Source organism: Spongiactinospora sp. TRM90649 (assembly GCF_029382225.1).
Lineage (GTDB): Bacteria > Actinomycetota > Actinomycetes > Streptosporangiales > Streptosporangiaceae > Spongiactinospora.
Genome location: NZ_JARLTC010000015.1, coordinates 203,216 through 221,985 on the forward strand (window position 1 = coordinate 203,216; position 18,770 = coordinate 221,985).

Below are 18,770 nucleotides of genomic sequence, written 5' to 3' on the forward strand. Positions count from 1 at the left end.
ACCGTCTTGCCTGTGGATATGTCTGTGGATAACTGTGTTGGTTGTCCCCATGGGTGTGGAAAACCCCATCTGTTGGTCAAGGATGCTGTGGAAAACCTGGGGACAAGTGATGTGCACATTCACCTTCGGGGCAAGGTGCGTCATGATGTTGAATCGTGGCGCACATACCGGGAGTGGGACTGGCCAAGGGGCTGTCCGTCACGCTGCGGCACATGCTGAAGAGGTCGGTCACCCAGCAGTACCCCGAGGTTAGACCCGACCTGCCGCCGCGCAGCCGTGGCGTGATCGCGCTCGTCGAGGAGAACTGCACGGTCTGCATGCTCTGCGCCCGTGAGTGCCCCGACTGGTGCATCTACATCGACTCGCACAAGGAGACCCTGCCGGCCCCCGAGGGCGGCCGTCCCAGGGCCCGCAACGTCCTTGACCGCTTCGCGATCGACTTCTCGCTGTGCATGTACTGCGGGATCTGCATCGAGGTCTGCCCGTTCGACGCGCTGTTCTGGTCCCCTGAGTTCGAGTACGCGGAACACGACATCCGCAACCTCCTCCACGAGAAGGACCGCCTGCGAACGTGGATGGACACCGTCCCCCCACCGCCCCCGCACGACCCCACGGCCGAGCCCCCAAAGGAACTCGCCGCCGCCTCCCGCCCCCCTCGCCCCACCCGGGCCGTTAGAGCGCCGGTGGGCACGGCCTCCAGCGGTCCCGTATCACCTCCCTCCACCCCCCCGCCCACCGCCGGCGGCCCCTCAGCGCGCCCCGACGGCACAGGCTCCGCCCCCACCGCCGACGAAACCTCCGCTCAGGGTGGCGCTTCCGCTCAGGGCGGTGCTTCTGCCCCGGATGGCGCTTCTGCTCAGGGGGACCCGCCCGCTCGCCGCACAGCCGACGGTGCCACGCCGCCGTCGCCGGGCACCCCGGCACCTCCCGCCACTGGTCCCATCGCCGGTCCTGCCAGCGATCCCACCGCCGGGGCGCCCGCTCCGGCCGACGGGGCGGCGCCACCCTCTGGCGGCCCGGCTGCGCCGGAGGGCGGCCCCCGTTCCCGCCGCACCTCTTCCACCGGGCATGCGGCCGTGCGCGCCATCCGCCCGCCCGGGGCGCTTCCCGCGAAACCGGCGAGGCCCAGGCCCCCCAACGACGGCGGCGACGATGACGGCGGGGGCGGCGGCGAGATATCCACAGGCCGGGGTCCGGCCGCCCAGCCGTCATCCACAGAATCCGATTCGAGTACAGCGGGCGAGCCGAGCGGAGGTCAAACTACTTCGCGAAGGCCGGACGATCCACCGGACCAAGCCGGTGATCCCGGCGGTCGAGACTCCGAGGAGGAGTGATGACTGGGGCAGTGCCGTCATATCTGTCGCCGACCGGGCAAGAGATCGTCTTCTTGCTCCTAGGCGCGGTGACACTCGGATCGGCACTGCTCGTCGTGACAACCAGACAGCTCGTCCACGCCGCCCTCTGGCTCGTCGTCTGCTTCGGCGCGCTCGCGGGCTGCTACCTCGTCCTCACGGCCGAGTTCGTCGCCTGGGTCCAGGTACTGATCTACGTCGGCGCCGTCGTGGCCCTCCTGCTGTTCGGTCTCATGCTCACCCGCGCCCCGATCGGGCGCTCGGCCGATCTCAACAGCGGCAACCGCCTGGTCGCCGCGATCGTCGCGGTCGCCACGGCCGCCGTCCTCGTGACCGTCGTCATCGACGGCTTCCGCACCGCCTACGCCGATCTGCCCCCGGGCCGGGGGGCCGCCTCCGAGGTCGGCAGCAGCCTGTTCCGCAACTGGGTGCTGCCCTTCGAGGCGCTCTCCGTCCTCCTCCTAGCCGCCTTGATCGGCGCGATCGTGCTGTCCCGCACGGACATCAGGGGGCGTTGATGCACATCGTCTATCCCGCCGTCGTGTCCGCCCTCCTGTTCTCCATCGGCGTGTACGGCGTGCTCGCCCGGCGCAACACCGTCCTGGTGCTGATGTCGGTCGAGCTGATGCTCAACGCCGTCAACCTCAACCTGGTCGCCTTCGACGTGTGGCTGAGAGACCGGCTGCACGGTGGTCAGGTCCTCACCCTCTTCGTCATCGTGATCGCCGCCGCCGAGCTGGGTGTGGGCCTGGCCATCGTCCTGGCCCTCTACCGCAACCGCCGAACGGTCGAGCTCGACACCCTGCGCGAACTCGCCGACCCAGGCATGGAATCGACGGCCTCGCCCAGCGGAAGCACCGCGACCTCCGCCCCGGCGTCCCCGGCCACGGCGACGGCGACGGCCACGGACGCGAATCAGGTCCAGGTGAGCAGGGAGGCAGCGCCATGATCGTGGTCACCGCCGTCGCGGTGATGCTGTTGCCGTTCCTGGCCGCGGTCACCGGGCTGCTCGGCTCGCGCTGGCCGCGCGGGGCGCCGGGCACGGCCGATCCACGCGCCAACCGCCGCGCCGCCTGGATCGCCGTGATCCCCACCGCCGTCTCGGTCGCGCTGGCCGTCTGGCTGGCCTACACCTGGTGGACCGGCCCGTACGAAGGCGTCACCGAGGCGGGCACGCTCACCGTCATCGACACCGGGGCCCTGCCGATCTCGATGGGGCTCGCGGTCACCGACCTGTCGGTCCTGGTCGGGCTGCTGGTGACCACGGTGGCGCTGGCCGTCCAGATCTACTCCGTGGGCTACCTCGAAGGCGACTCGCGCTATCCGTCCTACAGCGCGTTCATCAGCCTGTTCACCAGCGCGATGCTGCTGGTGATCTACGCGGAAGACCTGCTCGTCCTCTACGTCGGGTGGGAGGTCATGGGCCTGTGCTCCTACCTCCTGATCGGTCACTGGTGGGAAGACCGGGCCAACTCCCGCGCGGCGGTCAAGGCGTTCCTGGTCACCAGGCTGGGCGACGTCGGGTTCCTGTTCGGCCTGTTCACCCTGGGGGTGGGCGCGGGCAGCCTGCGGATCTCCGACGTGATCGACAGGGTCCCGCAGATGTCCACCACGACCCTCGTCATCGCGACGATGCTGCTGCTGGCCGGTGTCGCGGGCAAGAGCGCGCAGGTGCCGTTGCACACCTGGCTGCCCGACGCCATGGCGGGCCCCACCCCGATCAGCGCGCTGATCCACGCGGCCACCATGGTCGCCGCGGGGATCTTCATGGTGGCCAGGCTCTTCCCGGTCTTCGAGGCGGCGGGCCCGACCCTCGACGTGCTGGCCGTCCTGGCCGCGCTCGGCATGCTGGGCGCGGCGCTGGCCGCCCTCGCGCAAGACGACCTGAAACGGGTGCTCGCCTACTCCACGGTCAGCCAGCTCGCCTACATGGCGGCGGCGCTGGCCGCCCGCGCGGAGAACGTCGCGGTCTTCCACCTGCTGACCCACGGCGCGTTCAAGGCGCTGCTGTTCCTGTGCGCGGGCGCGGTGATCCACGCGGTCGGGTCCAACCTGATGCGCGACATGGGCGGCCTCCGCCGCACGATGCCGGTCACCTTCGTGACCATGACGATCGGCTTCGCCGCGCTCATGGGCCTGCCGCCGGCCAGCGGCTTCTTCAGCAAGGACGCCGTCGTCGTGGCGGTCGAGCGGGCGGGTGCCGAGGGGCTGCTGACCGACGCCGCCGGCTGGCTGCTCTACGCGTGCACGCTGGCGACGGTCGCCGTGACGGGCGCCTACGCCACCCGGGCCTGGCTGCGCACGTTCTTCGGCGAGGCGCGGGCCGCCGCCCTCCCCGAGCCCGCGCCGGGCACGGCCCACGTCTTCACCGGCCAGGAGGCCCCGCTGTCCATGCGGGCGCCGATCATCGTTCTCGCGGTGCCCGCGCTGCTGCTCGGTTTCGCCGGGCTGACCGACGTGCACTGGGGCCCCGCGGCGATCACGGTGGGGCTCGCGCTGCTGGGGGCCACCGTCACCTACGTCGCGTGGCGAGCCGACCCGGCGGCCGACCCGGCGCGGCTGCTCGGGCCGTTCCGGGTGGCCTGCGAACGGGCGTTCTTCGTCGATCACCTCTACCGCGCGCTGTTCGTCTGGCCGGTGCTGCGGCTCTCCCGCGCGGTCGTGACGACCGACGCCCAGGTCGTGGACGGCGCGGTCCGCGGCTCCGGCAGGATCACGCGCACCGCGTCCGGTCTGCTGAGATTCGCCCAGAACGGCAATGCGCAGCTCTACCTGAGCGGCGTGCTCGCGGGCGTCCTCCTCATCGCGGTCGGGGCGGTGATGCTGGGATGACATCCTCCCCGCCGAAGCCCACACGAGCCTCACATCCCGCCTGCCCGGCGGTGCCGACCACCGGAACGCCAGCACGGAGGAGGTCGCCGTGAGTCGAAAAGCGCCAGGTCACCTCACCGCTTCAACCCTGACGGCCTCTCCACGCTCCCGATTCCTCCCCCGGAGACAACGATGAGCTGGCTGCCCATCGCGATTCTCGGGGTTCCGCTGCTGGGGGCGCTGGCCCTCGTCCCGCGCGGGGGAGTGCCCGCCTCCGAGCGGGCCCTGCGGTGGTACGGCCTGACGGTCTCCGGCGTGACGCTGGCGCTGGCCGTCCTGCTCGCCGTCCTCTTCGATCACGGAAACCCGGCGCGTGTGCAGTTCGCCATCGACCGGCCGTGGGCGCCCGGCCTGGCCCTCCGCTTCCACCTGGGAGTGGACGGCATCTCGCTGCCGCTCATCGTGCTGACCGCGCTGCTGACCTTCCTCTGTTTCATCTACCTGTCCGGCACGGGCAGCAGGCGTCCACGCGCACTGCTCTTCGCGCTCCTGATCCTCGAAGTCGGCATGCTCGGCACCTTCCTGGCGCTCGACCTGCTGCTGTTCTTCGTGTTCTTCGAGGTCGTGCTGATCCCGATGTACTTCGTGATCGCCATCTGGGGCGGCCAGGCCCGCCGCGCGGCGGCGGTCAAGTTCATCCTGTACACGCTGCTCGGCTCGGTGGTCCTGCTGCTCGGCCTGCTGCTGATCTGGGCGCAGACCGGCACGCTCGACATGGTCGCCCTGGCCCGTGCGCACGGCGCCGGCATGCCCCGGGCGATCCAGATCCTCGCGTTCGCCGCCATCGGCGTCGGCCTCGCCGTGAAGACCCCGATGTGGCCGCTGCACACCTGGCTCCCCGACGCCCACACCGAGGCGCCCACCGTCGGTTCGGTCCTGCTCGCGGGCGTACTGCTGAAAATGGGCACGTATGGCTTCGCGCGCATCGCGATCCCGATCCTCCCCGAGGGCGCGTCGGCCGCCGCACCATGGCTGGGCGCGTTCGCCGTGGTCGGCATCATCTACGGAGCGCTGGCCTGCCTCGCCCAGCACGACCTGAAACGCATGATCGCCTACTCCTCGGTGGGCCACATGGGCTTCGTCCTGCTCGGATTCGCGACCCTCACCCCCGTCGGCATCAACGCGGCCCTCTTCGGCAACATCGCCCACGGCCTGATCACCGGCCTGCTCTTCTTCCTGGCCGGAGCGATCAAGGAGCGCTACGGCACGGCCGACATGCCGACCATGGGCGGCGGCATGCTCGCCCGGATCCCCCGCCTCGGCGCCCTGCTGACCTTCGCCTGCATCGCCTCCCTGGGCATCCCCGGCCTAGCCGGCTTCTGGGGCGAAATGCTCGCCCTCCTGGGCGCCTTCACCCCGGCCCCCGGCCTGTCCCGCCCCCTCTACCTGACCTTCATGTCCATCGCCGGCATAGGCGCGGTCCTCACCGCCGCCTACTTCCTGGTCATGCTCTCCCGCCTAACCCACGGCCACCCCGACACCCCCGCCCCCTCCGCGTTCCCCACTGACAATCCCGCCACAGCACCCGCCCGCGAACCCGTCACATCGCCGGCGTCCCCCACCCTCGTCGCGCCATCAACGGCGGTGGCGGTGGTGGCACCGCCTGCTGATGGTGGTGAGGCGATGCCTGATGTGCGTGGGTTCGAGTTGGCCGCATGGGTGCCGCTGGTCGTTCTGATCGTGCTGTTCGGGCTGTGGCCCAAGGCGCTTCTCACGCTCACCACGCCGGTGGTCCAGGCCATCCTGGGGGTGTCATGATCCAGTCGATCGACTACGCCGCCCTCGCCGCTCCCCTGATCCTCGCGCTGACGGCCGCGCTCGTCCTGCTGCTCGACGCCTTCCTGCCCCGCCCGTCCCCGCACGCCGCCGAAGCGGTTCCCCGGGTTCTCGCGCGCGCCGGGGCGGGGAGCCCGCCCGCCCGTCCGAACGGCGCCTCCGCCAGCTCCGCCACCTCCACCGCGGGCAGCGCGAACGGCGACGGCCGGCCGCACGCCTCCCGAGGCCGGAGCCTCCTCGGGCTGGTCACCATGGCCGGAGTGCTCGGGGCGCTCGCCGTCGTCGTGGTCCAGGCGATCGACGGCGGCACCCGTCGCACGTTCTGCGTCCCGCAGGCGCTCGTGACCGGCGGTGGGCCCGCCCCGTGCTCGTTCGTCATCGACGCCTTCACCCTGGTGGTCGCCGGGCTGGTGCTGGTGTCCGCCGTGGTCGTCACCCTGCTGTCGATGTCCGAGCTGGCCGACGGCCGGATCCCCGTCGGCGAGTGGTATTTCCTGCTGCTGTGCACGATCACCGGCGCCGTCCTGCTCCCCGCCTCACGCGACCTGATCACGCTCGTCGTCGCCCTGGAGATCGTGTCCCTGCCGATCTTCGCGCTCACCGCGCTCCGCCGTTACGACGGCCGGGCGTCTGAGGCGGCGCTCAAGCTGTTCCTCGTCTCGGTGGTCTCCACCGCCGTGATGCTGTTCGGCGTCTCCCTCCTCTACGGCCTGACCGGTTCGGTCTATCTAGACCATCTCGACGTCGGGCCCGAGCCGCGCCCCGTGGCGGTGGTCGCCGTCGTGCTGGTGGTCGCCGGGTTCGCCTTCAAGGTCGCGGCGGTACCGTTCCACTCCTGGGCCGGTGACGTCTACCAGGGGGCGCCCGTACCGGTCGCGGCCCTCCTGTCGGTGATCTCCAAGGCGGCCGGATTCGCCGGGCTCATCCTGCTTCTCGTCGTCGCGCTGGGCGGCCAGGCGGACCTCTGGGGCCCGATGGTCGCCATCCTCGCCGGGCTGACCATGACCGTCGGCAACCTGCTGGCGTTGCGCCAGCGGCACGCCGTACGGCTGCTCGCCTGGTCGTCGGTGGCGCAGTCCGGATACATCCTCGCGCCGCTCGGCGTGGCCGCGGTGGGCTCGGCGAGCGGCACGGGTTCGGCCGCCGCCGCGTCGCTCGCCTACCTGGTGTTCTACGCCGCGATGAACCTCGGGGCCTTCGCCGTGGCGATGCTGGTGTCACGGCGGAGTGAGCGAAACGAGCTCGACGACTACCGGGGGCTCGCCTTCCGCAGTCCGATGACCGCAGTGGCGCTGGGCTTCTGCCTGGTCTGCCTGGCCGGGCTGCCCCCGGGGCTGGCGGGTCTGTTCGCCAAGATCGTGGTGTTCCGCGAACTCGTTCAGGGCGGCGGGGCCGTGCTCGCCGTCGTCATGGCGGTCAACACCGTGATCGGCCTTTACTACTACATTGCCTGGACCGCCCGTCTGTTCACCCCCGACACCCCTACCCGGGAGGTCACCGCCCCGCCTGCCCGCACGACCCCGATCGCGATCGCCATCGTGGTCGCATTGGCCGTCGCCATCGCCTTCTCCGTCGCGCCGCAGGCCGTCCTCGATCTCCTTCCAGGGTCGCTGTCCGCTCCCGACTGACCACGTCTGGGAACGATCGGCATACCGCTGGGCGTTGAACCAGTCGAGCCCACGGAGAACGGACCCATGCGAAGGGGGGAGCCACCATGCACCACAACGGTCTGCGGACCGCGGTCCTCCTTGGAGCGCTTTCAGCGTTGATCCTCCTGGTCGGCGCCTGGCTGGGGGGAGGAACCGGGGTTCAGATCGCGCTCGTCGTCGCGGTGGCGGCGAACCTGATCGCCTACTTCTTCTCCGACCGGATCGCCCTGTCGGCCATGCGGGCCCGTCCCGTGGGCGAGGTCGAGCAGCCGGCCCTGTACCGGATCGTCAGGGAACTCTCGACCGAGGCCAAGCAGCCCATGCCGCGCCTCTACGTCTCGCCCACCATGCAGCCGAACGCCTTCGCGACCGGCCGCAACCCGCGCAACGCGGCCGTGTGCGTGACGTACGGCATCACCCAGCTTCTCAACGAGCGTGAACTGCGCGGGGTCATCGGCCACGAGCTGTCCCACGTCTACAACCGCGACATCCTCATCTCGTCGGTCGCCGCCGCGCTGGCCACCATGATCACGTACCTGGGTTACATCGGCGTCTTCTTCGGCGGCTCCGACGACGACGAGGGCCCCGGCTTCCTGGGCGCGCTGCTCATGATGATCCTCGGGCCGATGGCGGCGGGCATGATCCAGATGGCGATCTCCCGCTCCCGCGAGTACCAGGCCGATGAATCGGGCGCGCGGCTCACCGGCGACCCGCTCGCCCTGGCGAGCGCGCTGCGGAAGATCGAGCTGGGCAGCCGCGAACTGCCGCTCCCCGAGAACGGCCGCCTCGCCTCCGCCTCGCACCTGATGATCGCCAACCCGTTCCGCGGCGCGGGCCTCGGCCGTCTCTTCTCCACCCACCCGCCCACGTCCGACCGGGTCGCCCGCCTGGAGCGGATGGCGGGCTACCGCCGCTGAGTGCGTGTGCGCCTGAGCGCCCGAGTGGGGGTGTGCTGTCAGGAATGCTGATGAATCGGGTCGGTCTCGTTCGCGCGTAGCGCGAGCAGCCCGTCGATGCTCTCCCGGTCGTTCGTGGCCCGCTGAACCCGGCGGGTCACGGTGTCCGTCCGCCCACTCAGGTCGTCGAGCAGCGTGCGGTCCTTGTCATGGTTCATGACGGGAACGGCGAAGCCGCAGGAATCGGCGACCCGCTCGCAGTCCACCACGATGATCGTGCGCACCCCGGGGTGCGGCCCGAACCGCTTGATCAGATCGGTGAACTCCGGATCGTGCGGCGTGACGACCCGGCCGGTGCCGTACAGCCGGAGGATCTTCGGCGGCCCGGAGAAGGCACAGAACATGACGGTGATCCGCCCGTTGTCCCGCAGATGCGCGATGGTCTCGACACCGCTGCCTTCTAGATCGAGGTAGGCCACAGTGGTGTCGTCAATGATGGTGAACGTGTCGGCATGTCCCTTGGGAGAGACATTGACGTGACCGCCCTCTTGAGGGGCCGTCGCCACGAAGTAGATGGGCTGCTCGGAGATGAATGAACGCAGGCGGTCGGTCAGGCCTTCGTAAACTTTCCCCATAAAGAGAAAGTACCTGGACCATCGTCCCGCCCGACGTTCCGTCCAGATGGCGGAAGCCCCGCGGGCTTCCTGGAGCGTCGCGTTCACGTATCCGGGCGGATGACCGCTCCCGGCCAGACGTCCGCGGGAGTGCAGGAAGCCACGAACCCGCAGCGCACACCACGCTGTCACCCGATCTCGGCAGCGTCCGAGTGGCCACCGCCCATGCTCCTACCTGACTTTGGCGGCCCCGGGTGGCCCGGTAGTCCCTCAGCTTTCCGCGAGGACGATGACGTAGTCGTCCTCGGTCAGTGTGATCTCTTGGGATTTATCGGGATTGAGGGTGACCCCGTAAGCGGGGGCCTCGTTGACCTTGGCTCCCAGGCGGTAGCCGATGGCCGTCTCGCCGCGGCGGCGGGCCGACTCGATCACGGTGGTGAACGTCACGGAGGTGTCCGGCCGGACGTAGTCCTGGGCCGGGCGGGGGTAGATCTCCGAGCCGCGGGAGTCGAAGAGGTAACCGAAGACCTCGGCCAGGTGGCGGCTCTCGGCGAGCTGGGCCAGCAGCAGGCCGATCACCGTGTCGCTGATCACGATGTCGTCGGCCTTGGTCACCTCGGCGAGCGTCCGGTTGTTCTCGTCGTGCATCTCGCTGACGATCGAGTAGCGCTCGGCCAGCACCGCCTGCATGTCTCTGAGCTGGAGCAACGTCATCAGCGTGCGGGTGTCGGCGTGCTGCCCGCCGTACCGGTCGTCGGACAGGACGATCACGTGCTCGTAGACGCCCGCTCCCAGGGACTCCAGCGCGTAGCGGTCGATGGTGTCGCACTCCTTGACGTTCACCGTCAGGTTGCGCAGGCCGTCCAGGCCGGTGCCCGCGTCCGGGTGGGCGGCGGCGATGTCGAGGACCGAGCCCGGCGCGACGTATCCGTCCATCTGCCGGACGATCTGCCGGGCCCGCGTGTTCCAGTTCAGCAGCAGGGTGCGCTCCGGGCGCGCCGGCAACGATTCGGCCAGCACGATCGCCGCCTCGTCCGCCCGGTGCCCGGGCTTGCCGAGCCGGATCAGTGAGTCGTCCTGCGCGATCATGATGACCTGGTCGTCATCGGTGATGACCGTGTCCATCGGCGGGTTGAGCATGACACCGGACGGCCTGCGCAGCCCGATCACGGTCGCCGTCTGGTATGCCTGCAGCGACTCGCCGTACGGCATGCCGGTCAGCTTCGGCTCGTGGCGTAGATAGATCTCACCGTTGTCGAAGTTGAGCAGGTCCATGCAGACCACGGACACCCCCGACTGCCTGGACGACTGCACGATGAGACGCGAGGCGGTGTCGTCGGAGTCGACGAGGTGCACGTCGGGACCGCCGGCCAGCCGGGCCGCCGCGATGTTGCCGGACGAGGTGATGGACGCCACCACGGGCGGGTGATCGCCCGCGCGTTTGGCCAGCGCCAGCAGGGTCTTGATGACGTGCGCGTCCGGATCGTCCCCCTGCGGGGACAGGACCACGACCGAACGGGCGACGTTCAGGTTCATCAGTTCCAGGTCGGCGGGCTCGGTCGGACGCCCGGTACGGCAGACCACCCGGGTGCGCCCGAGGTCGCCGACCTTCTCCTTGAGCTCCGTCTCCATCGCGACCTTGTCCACGTCGGCCATGATCGCGATCACCGTGCCACGCTGGCTGGCGTGCGCCTTGCTCAGCTCGACGGCGATCGTGAAAACCTGGTCCGACCAGCCGAGGATCACGGTGTGCCCGCGCTCGACGACCCGCGACCGGCCCTTGCGGAGGTCCTCGATCCTGCTCTTCAGGCCGTTGGCGAGCACGCCGACCAGGGTGCTGAAGATGAGGAGGCCGCCAAGCGAGGCGGTGAGCATGAGCGCCAGGTAGAGCGCGCCGCCCTCGTCACTGGCGACCTTGCCCGGGCTGAGCATGTGCATCAGCGTCATCCAGAGCATGCCGCCGAAACCGTTGTTCTCGCCGGCCTCGGCCGGGGTGAGCCAGCTGGTGAGCGCGCTCACCAGCACGATCACTCCGGTGGTGACCGCCGTGAGCCAGCCGATCAACGCCACCGTGCCTCTGGCCATGGTGTTGTCGAACCAGTATTTGAGGCGTTCCCGCCACGTCGCCCGCGCCACGCCGATCCATACCTCCCCGTCGGATCACCAATCGGACAAGCTACATCCGATTGCGACGCACTCGCACCAGATAAGCCCCGGTATTACAGCTAATAGAGCATCTCGGCAGGACTTGCAGATGCTTGCGAAATTTGTGAAGTATCTCCGGGGGCGGGACAGCCTATGCCGGATGGGCTAGGCCGTAGCGCGAACGATCAGGTCCAGCCCGAGCTCGACCTCGCGCACCGCGGCGGAGCCGGCCAGGTCGAGCCCGTTCTTCCGCCGGTCGAGGCGGTGCAGCAGGCGTTCCATCGCCGCGTTGCCCGACTCCGCAAGCGGCTGCCGCACGGTGGTCAGGGCCAGGGTCTCGGCCGCCTCGCCGTCGTCGAACCCGATCACCGCCAACTCGCCCGGCACGGACAGGCCCAGCTCGCGCGCGGCCCGCAGCACCCCGGCAGCGAGGGTGTCATCGGCGGCGAACACGGCGGTGGGCCTGCCGTCCGCCCTGGTCAGCAGGTCTGTGGCCGGTGGTACGGCGGGGGCCGCGCCGGAGCCGGGGGCGGCGAGCCGTACATCGCCGGGCCCGAGGGGGTGACCCGCGTCGGCCAGGGCGGCGCGGAAACCCGCCAGCCGCCGCTCCGACGGCGAGACGTACCGGCCGGACCGTTGCGCCTCGCCGACGAACCCGAACCGGCGGTGCCCCCGGGCCAGCAGGTGCTCGGCGGCGAGCCGGCCGCCCAGGTGGTCGTCGGTATAGACCGAGTCGAAGCCGGGATGGCGTACATCGACCAGAACGGTGGGTAGCCGCTGCGTAACAAGGCGGTCGGCCACCTCGGCCTCCAGCGGCAGGCTGATGACGATCAGGCCGTCGAGCCGTCCCGTCACCGGCAGGCTGCCCAGCAGCGGGGACACGCTGCGCGCGGCCGACTCCTGGTCGAAGAGCACGATTTCGACCGGACGCGCGCCGACGGCCCGCAGCACGCCGTTCAGCCGCCGGGCGACGGTCGGATACGACGTGAAGGGCGCGATGACGCCCACCCGGCCGACCCCGCGCCGGGCGCGTGCGACGGCATCGGCTTTCGGTACGAATCCGAGCGTGTCGACCGCGGCCAGCACCCTCTCCCTGGTGGCCTGGCTCACCCGGGTGGGCACGTTGAGGGCCAGCGAGACCGTGGAGACGCTCACGCCCGCCTCGGCGGCGACCTCGCGGATGGTCGGCTGACGTCGCATCCACCCGATGGTAGGCTATCGAAACAGTTCGATCGAACTAGTTCGCCTGGAGGCCGACATGATGACGCGCTCCTACGTGGTGACGGGCGCGGCGCGCGGCATCGGCCGGGCCGTCGCCGAACGCCTCCTCGCCGACGGGCACGCGGTGGTCGCCCTCGACCGCGACCCGTCCGCCCTCACCTGGCTGTCCGACCACCCTGCGCGCACCCGCGCCTTCGCCGTCACAGGAGACGCGTCCGACCCGGCGGTCACCGAACGGGCGGCGGCCACTGCGTCCGCACAGCGGATGGTCCTGCACGGCTGGGTCAACAACGCGGCGGTCTTCCGCGACGCGTCAGTGCACGAGACGACGGTCGCCGACGTCCTCGGCCTCATCGCCGCCAACCTCAACGCCTCGGTGGCCGGGTGCGCGACGGCGATCCGGAGCTTCCTGGCATCCGGGACACCGGGGGCGATCGTCAACATCACCTCGCACCAGGCGCGGCAGGCGGTGCCGGGCTGCACGCCGTACGTCACCGCCAAGGCCGCCATCGAGGGCCTGACCAGAGCCCTGGCCGTCGAGTACGGCGAGCGCGGCATCCGCGTGAACGCCCTCGCCCCCGGCTCCGTCGCGACCGAACGCCAGGCCGGCCACGTCGCCGCCGCGACACCGGAAGACGCAGGGCGCATCGAGGCGCACCTGCGCCTCCTCCACCCTCTCGGCCGCGCCGCCCGCCCCGGCGAGATCGCCGCCGCCGTCGCCTACCTGCTCTCCGCCGACGCGTCCTTCATCACCGGCGCCACCATCCCCGTCGACGGCGGACGTACCGCCCTCGCCCACGACCCGGAGTCGCACGCCCGCGCATGAGATCGGGCGGCACGGTCACGAGCGGGGGGTGTACGCGGCAAGGGAACGGCCGCCCGAGGCGGCCGTGAGCCCGAATGCTCGAAGGGTGCCTGCGCTCTGCCCTCAGGGGACCTAAGGGAACCCGCAGGACAAAGCCACACAGCACCGCTCGTCAGCGGTAGTTCAGGAACTGCAGCGCGATGTCGAGATCCTTGCCCTTGAGCAGGCTGATCACGTCCTGCAGCTCGTCCTTCTTCTTGGAGCTGACCCGCAGTTCCTCACCCTGGATCTGGGCCTTCACGCCGCGCGGCCCCTCATCCCTGATGATCTTCGAGATCTTCTTGGCGTTGTCCTGGTCGATGCCCTCCTTGAGCGCGATCACCAGGCGGTACTCCTTGCCCGACAGCTTGGGCTCCCCGGCGTCCAGCACCTTCAGCGACAGGCCCCGCTTGACCATCTTGTCCTTGAACACGTCAAGTACGGCGCCCGCCCGCTCCTCACTGTTGGCCTTGACCTCGATATCTTTCTGGCCCGACCAACTGATGCTCGCCCCGGTCCCCTTGAAGTCGAACCGGTGCCCGATTTCCTTGACCGTCTGGTTCAGCGCGTTGTCGACCTCCTGTCGGTCGATCTTGCTGACGATGTCGAAACTTGAATCGGCCATCGATGTGGGTGTCCTCTCTCCGTCCCTACCGACCTTAGCGACCTCAGACGATCAGAGTACGGACCTCACCCCGGACAAACCGGTGTCACGTCCGCCCCCGAAGTCCGCTATTCTTCTACCTGTCGCCGCGAGAGCGGCCGACCAGGCAGGTTGCCCGAGTGGCCAAAGGGAGCGGTCTGTAAAACCGTCGGCTCAGCCTACGCAAGTTCGAACCTTGCACCTGCCACACCAGCCACATCGGCCCCTGACCAGCGGAAATGCGGTCAGGGGCCGATCTCGTTGTGTCCGGCCGTCCATGGTCATCGTCGGTGCTCTACGGCCAGTCACGGCCAATACGCGGCCAAGTTCTCGACATGATCGTTAACCTTGTCGGACCGCGAACGTCTTGCAGTAGCTCACGGTCCGTTGGTGTTGACGTGCTGCAATGCGGATTTCGGGTCATCCTCGTTGGTATGACGCACTCGCATCCCCCCGCTTCGAGTGGCCACGGCCATGGACACGATCATGGACACGATCATGGACACGATCATGGTCACGGCCATGGACACGGCCATGGACACGGCCATGTGGCTCGCCGCTGGTCGCGGCTACGGCACGCACTTCGGCCGCACAGCCACGAAGCGGCGGACAAGGTCGATGCGGCGATGGAGACCAGCGCCGAGGGTCTGCGCGCCCTGTGGATCTCGCTCGCCGTCCTAGGAGTCACGACCGTCGTTCAGGCTGTGGTCGTGGCCGTGTCCGGCTCGGTGGCGCTGCTCGGCGACACCATGCACAACGCGGCGGACGCCCTGACGGCCATCCCTCTCGGAATCGCCTTCATCCTCGGCCGCAGAGCACCTACCCGGCGCTACACCTACGGCTACGGGCGCGCCGAAGACCTGGTCGGCGTCGTCATCGTCCTCGTCATCGCCGCCTCCGCCGGCCTAGCCGTCTATGAGTCGATCGATCGCCTGATGCACCCGCGCCCGGTGTCGAACCTGCTGGCCGTGGCCGGTGCCGCTGTCGTCGGGTTCATCGGCAACCAGTGGGTCGCGCAGTACCGGATCCGGGTCGGGCGGAAGATCGGTTCGGCCGCACTGGTGGCGGACGGGCTCCATGCCCGTACCGACGCGCTCACCTCGCTCGCCGTCCTGCTCGCGGCCGGTGGTGCCATGGCCGGATGGGGATGGGCGGACCCGGTCGTCGGCCTGCTGATCGCGGTCATGATTCTCGCGGTGCTGCGCCAGGCGGCGCTGGAGGTCGGTCGCCGCCTGATGGACGCGGTGGATCCGGCCTTGGTGGAACGCGCGGAAGCGGCGCTGCGCGTGACTCCTGGTGTGCTTGACATAGGAGAGACGCGCCTGCGGTGGATCGGTCATCGGCTGAGAGCAGAGTGCTCTGTGGTCGTGAGCGCCGAATCTACGGTCCTTCAAGCACACCAGGTAGCTGTAGACGTCGAGCATGCTTTGTTCCATGCGATTCCTCGCTTGTCAGCAGCCCATGTCCACGCAGACCCACACGCCCCCAACGGCGTCGATCATCATGCTTCCTTGCTTGATCATCGCTGAGTCCCAACTGAAGCGGACCCGCATCCAGTGCATACAACGAGCAGCAGAACCAGGTGATCAGGACATCGTTGAAGAGCGCGTCGTACTTCCAAGCGGGTCCAGTAGGTCCGCGTCGAGACCCCAACTGGGAACCGCCCTAAACTTGGCGCATGTAGTCTTCTAGAGATCTACGCCTAGGCGTAGTCTCGCCCTGAAGTCGAGTCTCTTCCTTACGGAGGTGGCATGGGAGAGGCGAGTCCATATGCGACTGGCGGTGGCGGGACGGTGCTGGAGCATCGCTATGGAGCATTGCTTCTAACTCACCTTTTGACCGGCGATCCTCTCACCGAGCTAGGTGATGACGCAACCCCAGTCGAGATCACCTTTCAAGCTAGTTCATTTAGCGCAGTTGACGACGTTGTTGTAAAAGGACTCTTGGAAGATGGCACGAAACGCCAGGTTTCAATAGGAGTCCGGCGTTCTCCATCTTTCGTCCCGAGCGACGGGCCATCAGTTGACTTGATTCGTTCCTACCTGTGCGTGCTTCATGATAGACCGCTCGAAATAGCGTCCGGTGAATGGCGACTAGCATTGACAGTCGCAAGTCCTAACACTCATGTGCAGCAGATGCGCGAGCTGGCCAACATTGCCCGAGATGTGATTGATGAGGAGCAATTTCGAGCGGAAGTGGCTCGGCCAGGTAGGACCACGCATTATGTAAGGGACAGGCTGAGGCATCTCGATAGACTCGTAGCGGCGGCTGCCCATAAGACGGACTTCGACACGAAACTGTCTTCTACAAGCAGACTGACATGGCTACTTCTCGCGGCTTTACGCCTGCGTGAGCTTCGCTTGGAAGGAATCGATGAAACCGATCGTTCGAGTGCAGTCGCACGTCTTCGAGGACACACAAAAGCGGGTAGCGCTGATGCAGCTAGTAAGCTGTTCAGCCGTCTTGCTGAGCTTGTAGGACGGTACGCTCCTGCAGCAGCAACAAAAAATAACACCACACTACGCCGCGACCTGAACGGCGAGTTGAGGCAACCTCCCGCTCATGGCAGTAATCGTTATGACGCTTCAGTGCAGGACTCACAAGATGCTGCAGCAACTTACCGTCAAGCCAGGACGGAATCTGCTCCTGAAGTACGGTCAGAGTACCTATCTCAGGTGCGGCGCATTGCCCCACGAGACCTGCTATCGCGGGAGCATGAAGTTTCTCATCTTGCAGAGTTCTGCACTGCACTGGAATCCGATTCCTACTTATGGCTGCGCGCCCCGGCGTGGGCCGGGAAATCGGCCCTACTTTCATCTTTCACGTTGAACCCTCCGCCCGGCATACAAGTGGTGTCATTCTTCATTACAGCGCGACTCGCCGGTCAGGGTGACCGCAACGCCTTTGCCGATGTTGTCCTCGAGCAGGCATTAGAGATAACTGGTGAGCCGATGCCTGTGCTGCTATCGGATGCCACTCGAGAGGCCCACCTGTTGGCCTCGCTAACCCGTGCTGCTCAATCCTGCCAAGATAAGGGTGAACGCCTCGTTCTTGTCGTTGATGGACTTGATGAGGATCTCGGCGTGACCACAGGCCCTGACGCACACAGCATTGCCGCGATGCTGCCAGCTGACCCGCCGGGCGGTATGCGCGTGATAGTTTCCGGTCGGCCGAATCCTCCTATTCCTTCTGATGTAGCCGACGATCATCCGTTGCGTCGACCGACCATTATACGCACATTGCCAACCTCCCCGCATGCCGAGGTAGTACGTCAAGATGCGGAGCGCGAACTAAAGCGCCTTCTTCGCGGCACTGCGGCGGAACAGGACCTACTTGGCATACTCGCCACTGCTGGAGGTGGACTATCCGGAGACGATTTGGCCGAGCTGACCGGCCTGTCGGCCTGGGAAATTGAGGACCACTTAACAGCAGTGTCAGGTCGTACTTTTTCTCCTCGAGTTGGACGTTGGCGTCCTAATACTACTGTCTACCTGCTTGCTCACGAGGAACTCCAGCAGCAGGCGGAAAGTTTCATAGGCGCGAATCGGCTGGAATTGTACAGGGAGATGTTGCACTCGTGGGCGGATAAATATAGGGATCAAGACTGGCCCATTGACACTCCTGAATATCTTCTACGCGGCTACTTCAGGTTGTTAATCAGCATAAGCGATGTCCGGCGAATGGTTGCGTACGCCACTGATGCGAAGCGCCATGATCGGATGCTTGATGTAATTGGCGGCGATATCGCCGCACTTACCGAGATTACATTGGCTCAAGAAGCCCTCGCTAGTCAACCCGTACCGAACTTGGTGCAGATGACTCGGCTTGCCCTGCATCGCGCCAAACTTGTCGAAAGAAATGAAAATCTGCCGGTCAATCTCCCCGGAGTGTGGGTTCAACTTGGAAGTCCCAGCAGAGCAGAAGCGCTAGCTCGTTCTATAACTAACCCATCCCGGCGTGTTCGAGCACTTGCGGCCGTTGTTCATGAATTAGTGGTCGCCAATAAAATTGAGAGAGCAAAGATTATTGGCAGTCAAGCTGAACAGGCCATAACCAGTGTGACAGATCCGTTTCAGCGGGCCAACGGGTATGCAGTAGTCGCGCGCGCTTTTGCTGAGGCCAAAGATCCGCGAGCCAACGATCTCATAGTCCTAGCAGAGGAATCGGCCAACTTGTTAGCCGATCCACCGCAACAAGCGGCCGTACTTGCTGTCGTTGCGCGCGCAGTCGCGGTGTTGGGCGAAGCGAGCCGAGCCAGAGATATCGCTAACTCCATCAGCACTTGGTCAGAGCGCGCTCAAGCGCTTGCAGCAGTCGCGATAGAGATTGCCAATACCGGTAGAACACGTCTAGGACTTGAAGTTGCTAGCGCAATCTCGAATCGTACCGTCCGCGCCCAAGCGCTTGCCGACGTAGCTCGCACAGCAAAGCAGCATGGTGATGATCGAGCTTCCGTAGATATAGTAGAGAGGGCTGCGGTCACTGCTCGGGAAATAGGGAAGCCCGAGCGGCAAGCTTCGGCACTTGTTTCTGTAGCGTACGCAATGGCTTTAATTGGACAGTCAAAAGAAGCGCAACAATTGCTGGTACAGGCTGAACGACTCGCGACCTCAGTAATCAAGCAATCCGAGCGCGAAAACATTTCTATAGCTATTGCGCGCGTGGTGGCAATCGTCGGGGATCTAGTGGTGCATCACGCAACCTTGGTGGGGTAACTGGTCCATGATCGAATCGGGGAGCTTGCGGCGAAGCTGACCTT

Annotated in this window: 13 protein-coding genes, 1 tRNA gene and 1 pseudogene; 11 read left to right on the top strand and 4 right to left on the bottom strand. The window is 67.1% G+C overall.

Going from position 1 to position 18,770, the window contains the following annotated elements; all coding sequences use genetic code 11:
* Positions 1-155: 155 nt before the first annotated feature.
* The 7 genes and pseudogenes from P3X83_RS20765 (at position 156) to htpX (ending at position 8,565) form a co-directional block, all read left to right on the top strand.
* Positions 156-1,334, top strand: a complete 1,179-nt coding sequence (locus P3X83_RS20765) for a 4Fe-4S binding protein (protein ID WP_277306792.1) — start codon at positions 156-158, stop codon at positions 1,332-1,334.
* Entirely contained in the window at positions 1,334-1,870 is a 537-nt protein-coding gene (locus P3X83_RS20770; protein WP_277306793.1) for an NADH-quinone oxidoreductase subunit J, read from the top strand. Before P3X83_RS20765 ends, P3X83_RS20770 begins: the two co-directional genes overlap by 1 nt.
* A pseudogene (nuoK, locus tag P3X83_RS20775) lies at positions 1,870-2,157 on the top strand (NADH-quinone oxidoreductase subunit NuoK); the annotation flags it as partial. The gene P3X83_RS20770 and the pseudogene nuoK, both read left to right, overlap by 1 nt.
* 140 nt (positions 2,158-2,297) lie before the next feature.
* On the top strand, positions 2,298-4,184 hold the full coding sequence (locus P3X83_RS20780) for an NADH-quinone oxidoreductase subunit L (RefSeq protein WP_277306795.1): 1,887 nt from the start codon (positions 2,298-2,300) through the stop codon (positions 4,182-4,184).
* A 171-nt stretch (positions 4,185-4,355) separates the two neighbouring features.
* Positions 4,356-5,981, top strand: a complete 1,626-nt coding sequence (locus P3X83_RS20785; RefSeq protein WP_277306796.1) for an NADH-quinone oxidoreductase subunit M — start codon at positions 4,356-4,358, stop codon at positions 5,979-5,981.
* Positions 5,978-7,627 (top strand): NADH-quinone oxidoreductase subunit N, encoded by a 1,650-nt coding sequence (locus P3X83_RS20790; RefSeq protein WP_277306797.1) that lies wholly within the window; start codon positions 5,978-5,980, stop codon positions 7,625-7,627. Before P3X83_RS20785 ends, P3X83_RS20790 begins: the two co-directional genes overlap by 4 nt.
* Before the next feature lie 86 nt (positions 7,628-7,713).
* Positions 7,714-8,565, top strand: a complete 852-nt coding sequence (gene htpX, locus P3X83_RS20795; protein WP_277306798.1) for a zinc metalloprotease HtpX — start codon at positions 7,714-7,716, stop codon at positions 8,563-8,565.
* A 38-nt stretch (positions 8,566-8,603) separates the two neighbouring features.
* On the opposite strand, the gene P3X83_RS20800 is transcribed toward htpX, so the two are convergent.
* The 3 genes from P3X83_RS20800 to P3X83_RS20810 all read right to left on the bottom strand — a co-directional run bounded on the left by P3X83_RS20800 (position 8,604) and on the right by P3X83_RS20810 (position 12,503).
* The gene (locus tag P3X83_RS20800; RefSeq protein ID WP_277306799.1) at positions 8,604-9,266 is read right to left on the bottom strand and encodes a pyridoxamine 5'-phosphate oxidase family protein; all 663 of its coding nucleotides are present in this window, start codon (positions 9,264-9,266) and stop codon (positions 8,604-8,606) included.
* Between the two features lie 162 nt (positions 9,267-9,428).
* A complete protein-coding gene (locus tag P3X83_RS20805) occupies positions 9,429-11,294 on the bottom strand; it encodes a potassium transporter TrkA (protein WP_277306800.1) in 1,866 nt (621 codons plus the stop codon).
* Between the two features lie 174 nt (positions 11,295-11,468).
* A complete protein-coding gene (locus P3X83_RS20810) occupies positions 11,469-12,503 on the bottom strand; it encodes a LacI family DNA-binding transcriptional regulator (RefSeq protein ID WP_277306801.1) in 1,035 nt (344 codons plus the stop codon).
* A gap of 7 nt (positions 12,504-12,510) precedes the next feature.
* Here P3X83_RS20810 and P3X83_RS20815 point away from each other — a divergent pair, with 7 nt between their 5' ends.
* Entirely contained in the window at positions 12,511-13,350 is an 840-nt protein-coding gene (locus P3X83_RS20815) for an SDR family oxidoreductase (RefSeq protein ID WP_277306802.1), read from the top strand.
* A 151-nt stretch (positions 13,351-13,501) separates the two neighbouring features.
* On the opposite strand, the gene P3X83_RS20820 is transcribed toward P3X83_RS20815, so the two are convergent.
* Positions 13,502-13,993, bottom strand: coding sequence for a YajQ family cyclic di-GMP-binding protein (locus P3X83_RS20820; protein WP_277306803.1), 492 nt, complete (start codon positions 13,991-13,993; stop codon positions 13,502-13,504).
* Between the two features lie 144 nt (positions 13,994-14,137).
* Between P3X83_RS20820 and P3X83_RS20825 the strand changes: the two genes are divergently transcribed.
* The 3 genes from P3X83_RS20825 to P3X83_RS20835 all read left to right on the top strand — a co-directional run bounded on the left by P3X83_RS20825 (position 14,138) and on the right by P3X83_RS20835 (position 18,726).
* Positions 14,138-14,219 (top strand) — tRNA-Tyr (locus P3X83_RS20825).
* Positions 14,220-14,559: 340 nt separating this feature from the next.
* A complete protein-coding gene (locus P3X83_RS20830; RefSeq protein ID WP_277306804.1) occupies positions 14,560-15,540 on the top strand; it encodes a cation diffusion facilitator family transporter in 981 nt (326 codons plus the stop codon).
* A gap of 222 nt (positions 15,541-15,762) precedes the next feature.
* On the top strand, positions 15,763-18,726 hold the full coding sequence (locus P3X83_RS20835; RefSeq protein ID WP_277306805.1) for a hypothetical protein: 2,964 nt from the start codon (positions 15,763-15,765) through the stop codon (positions 18,724-18,726).
* Positions 18,727-18,770 lie beyond the last annotated feature (44 nt).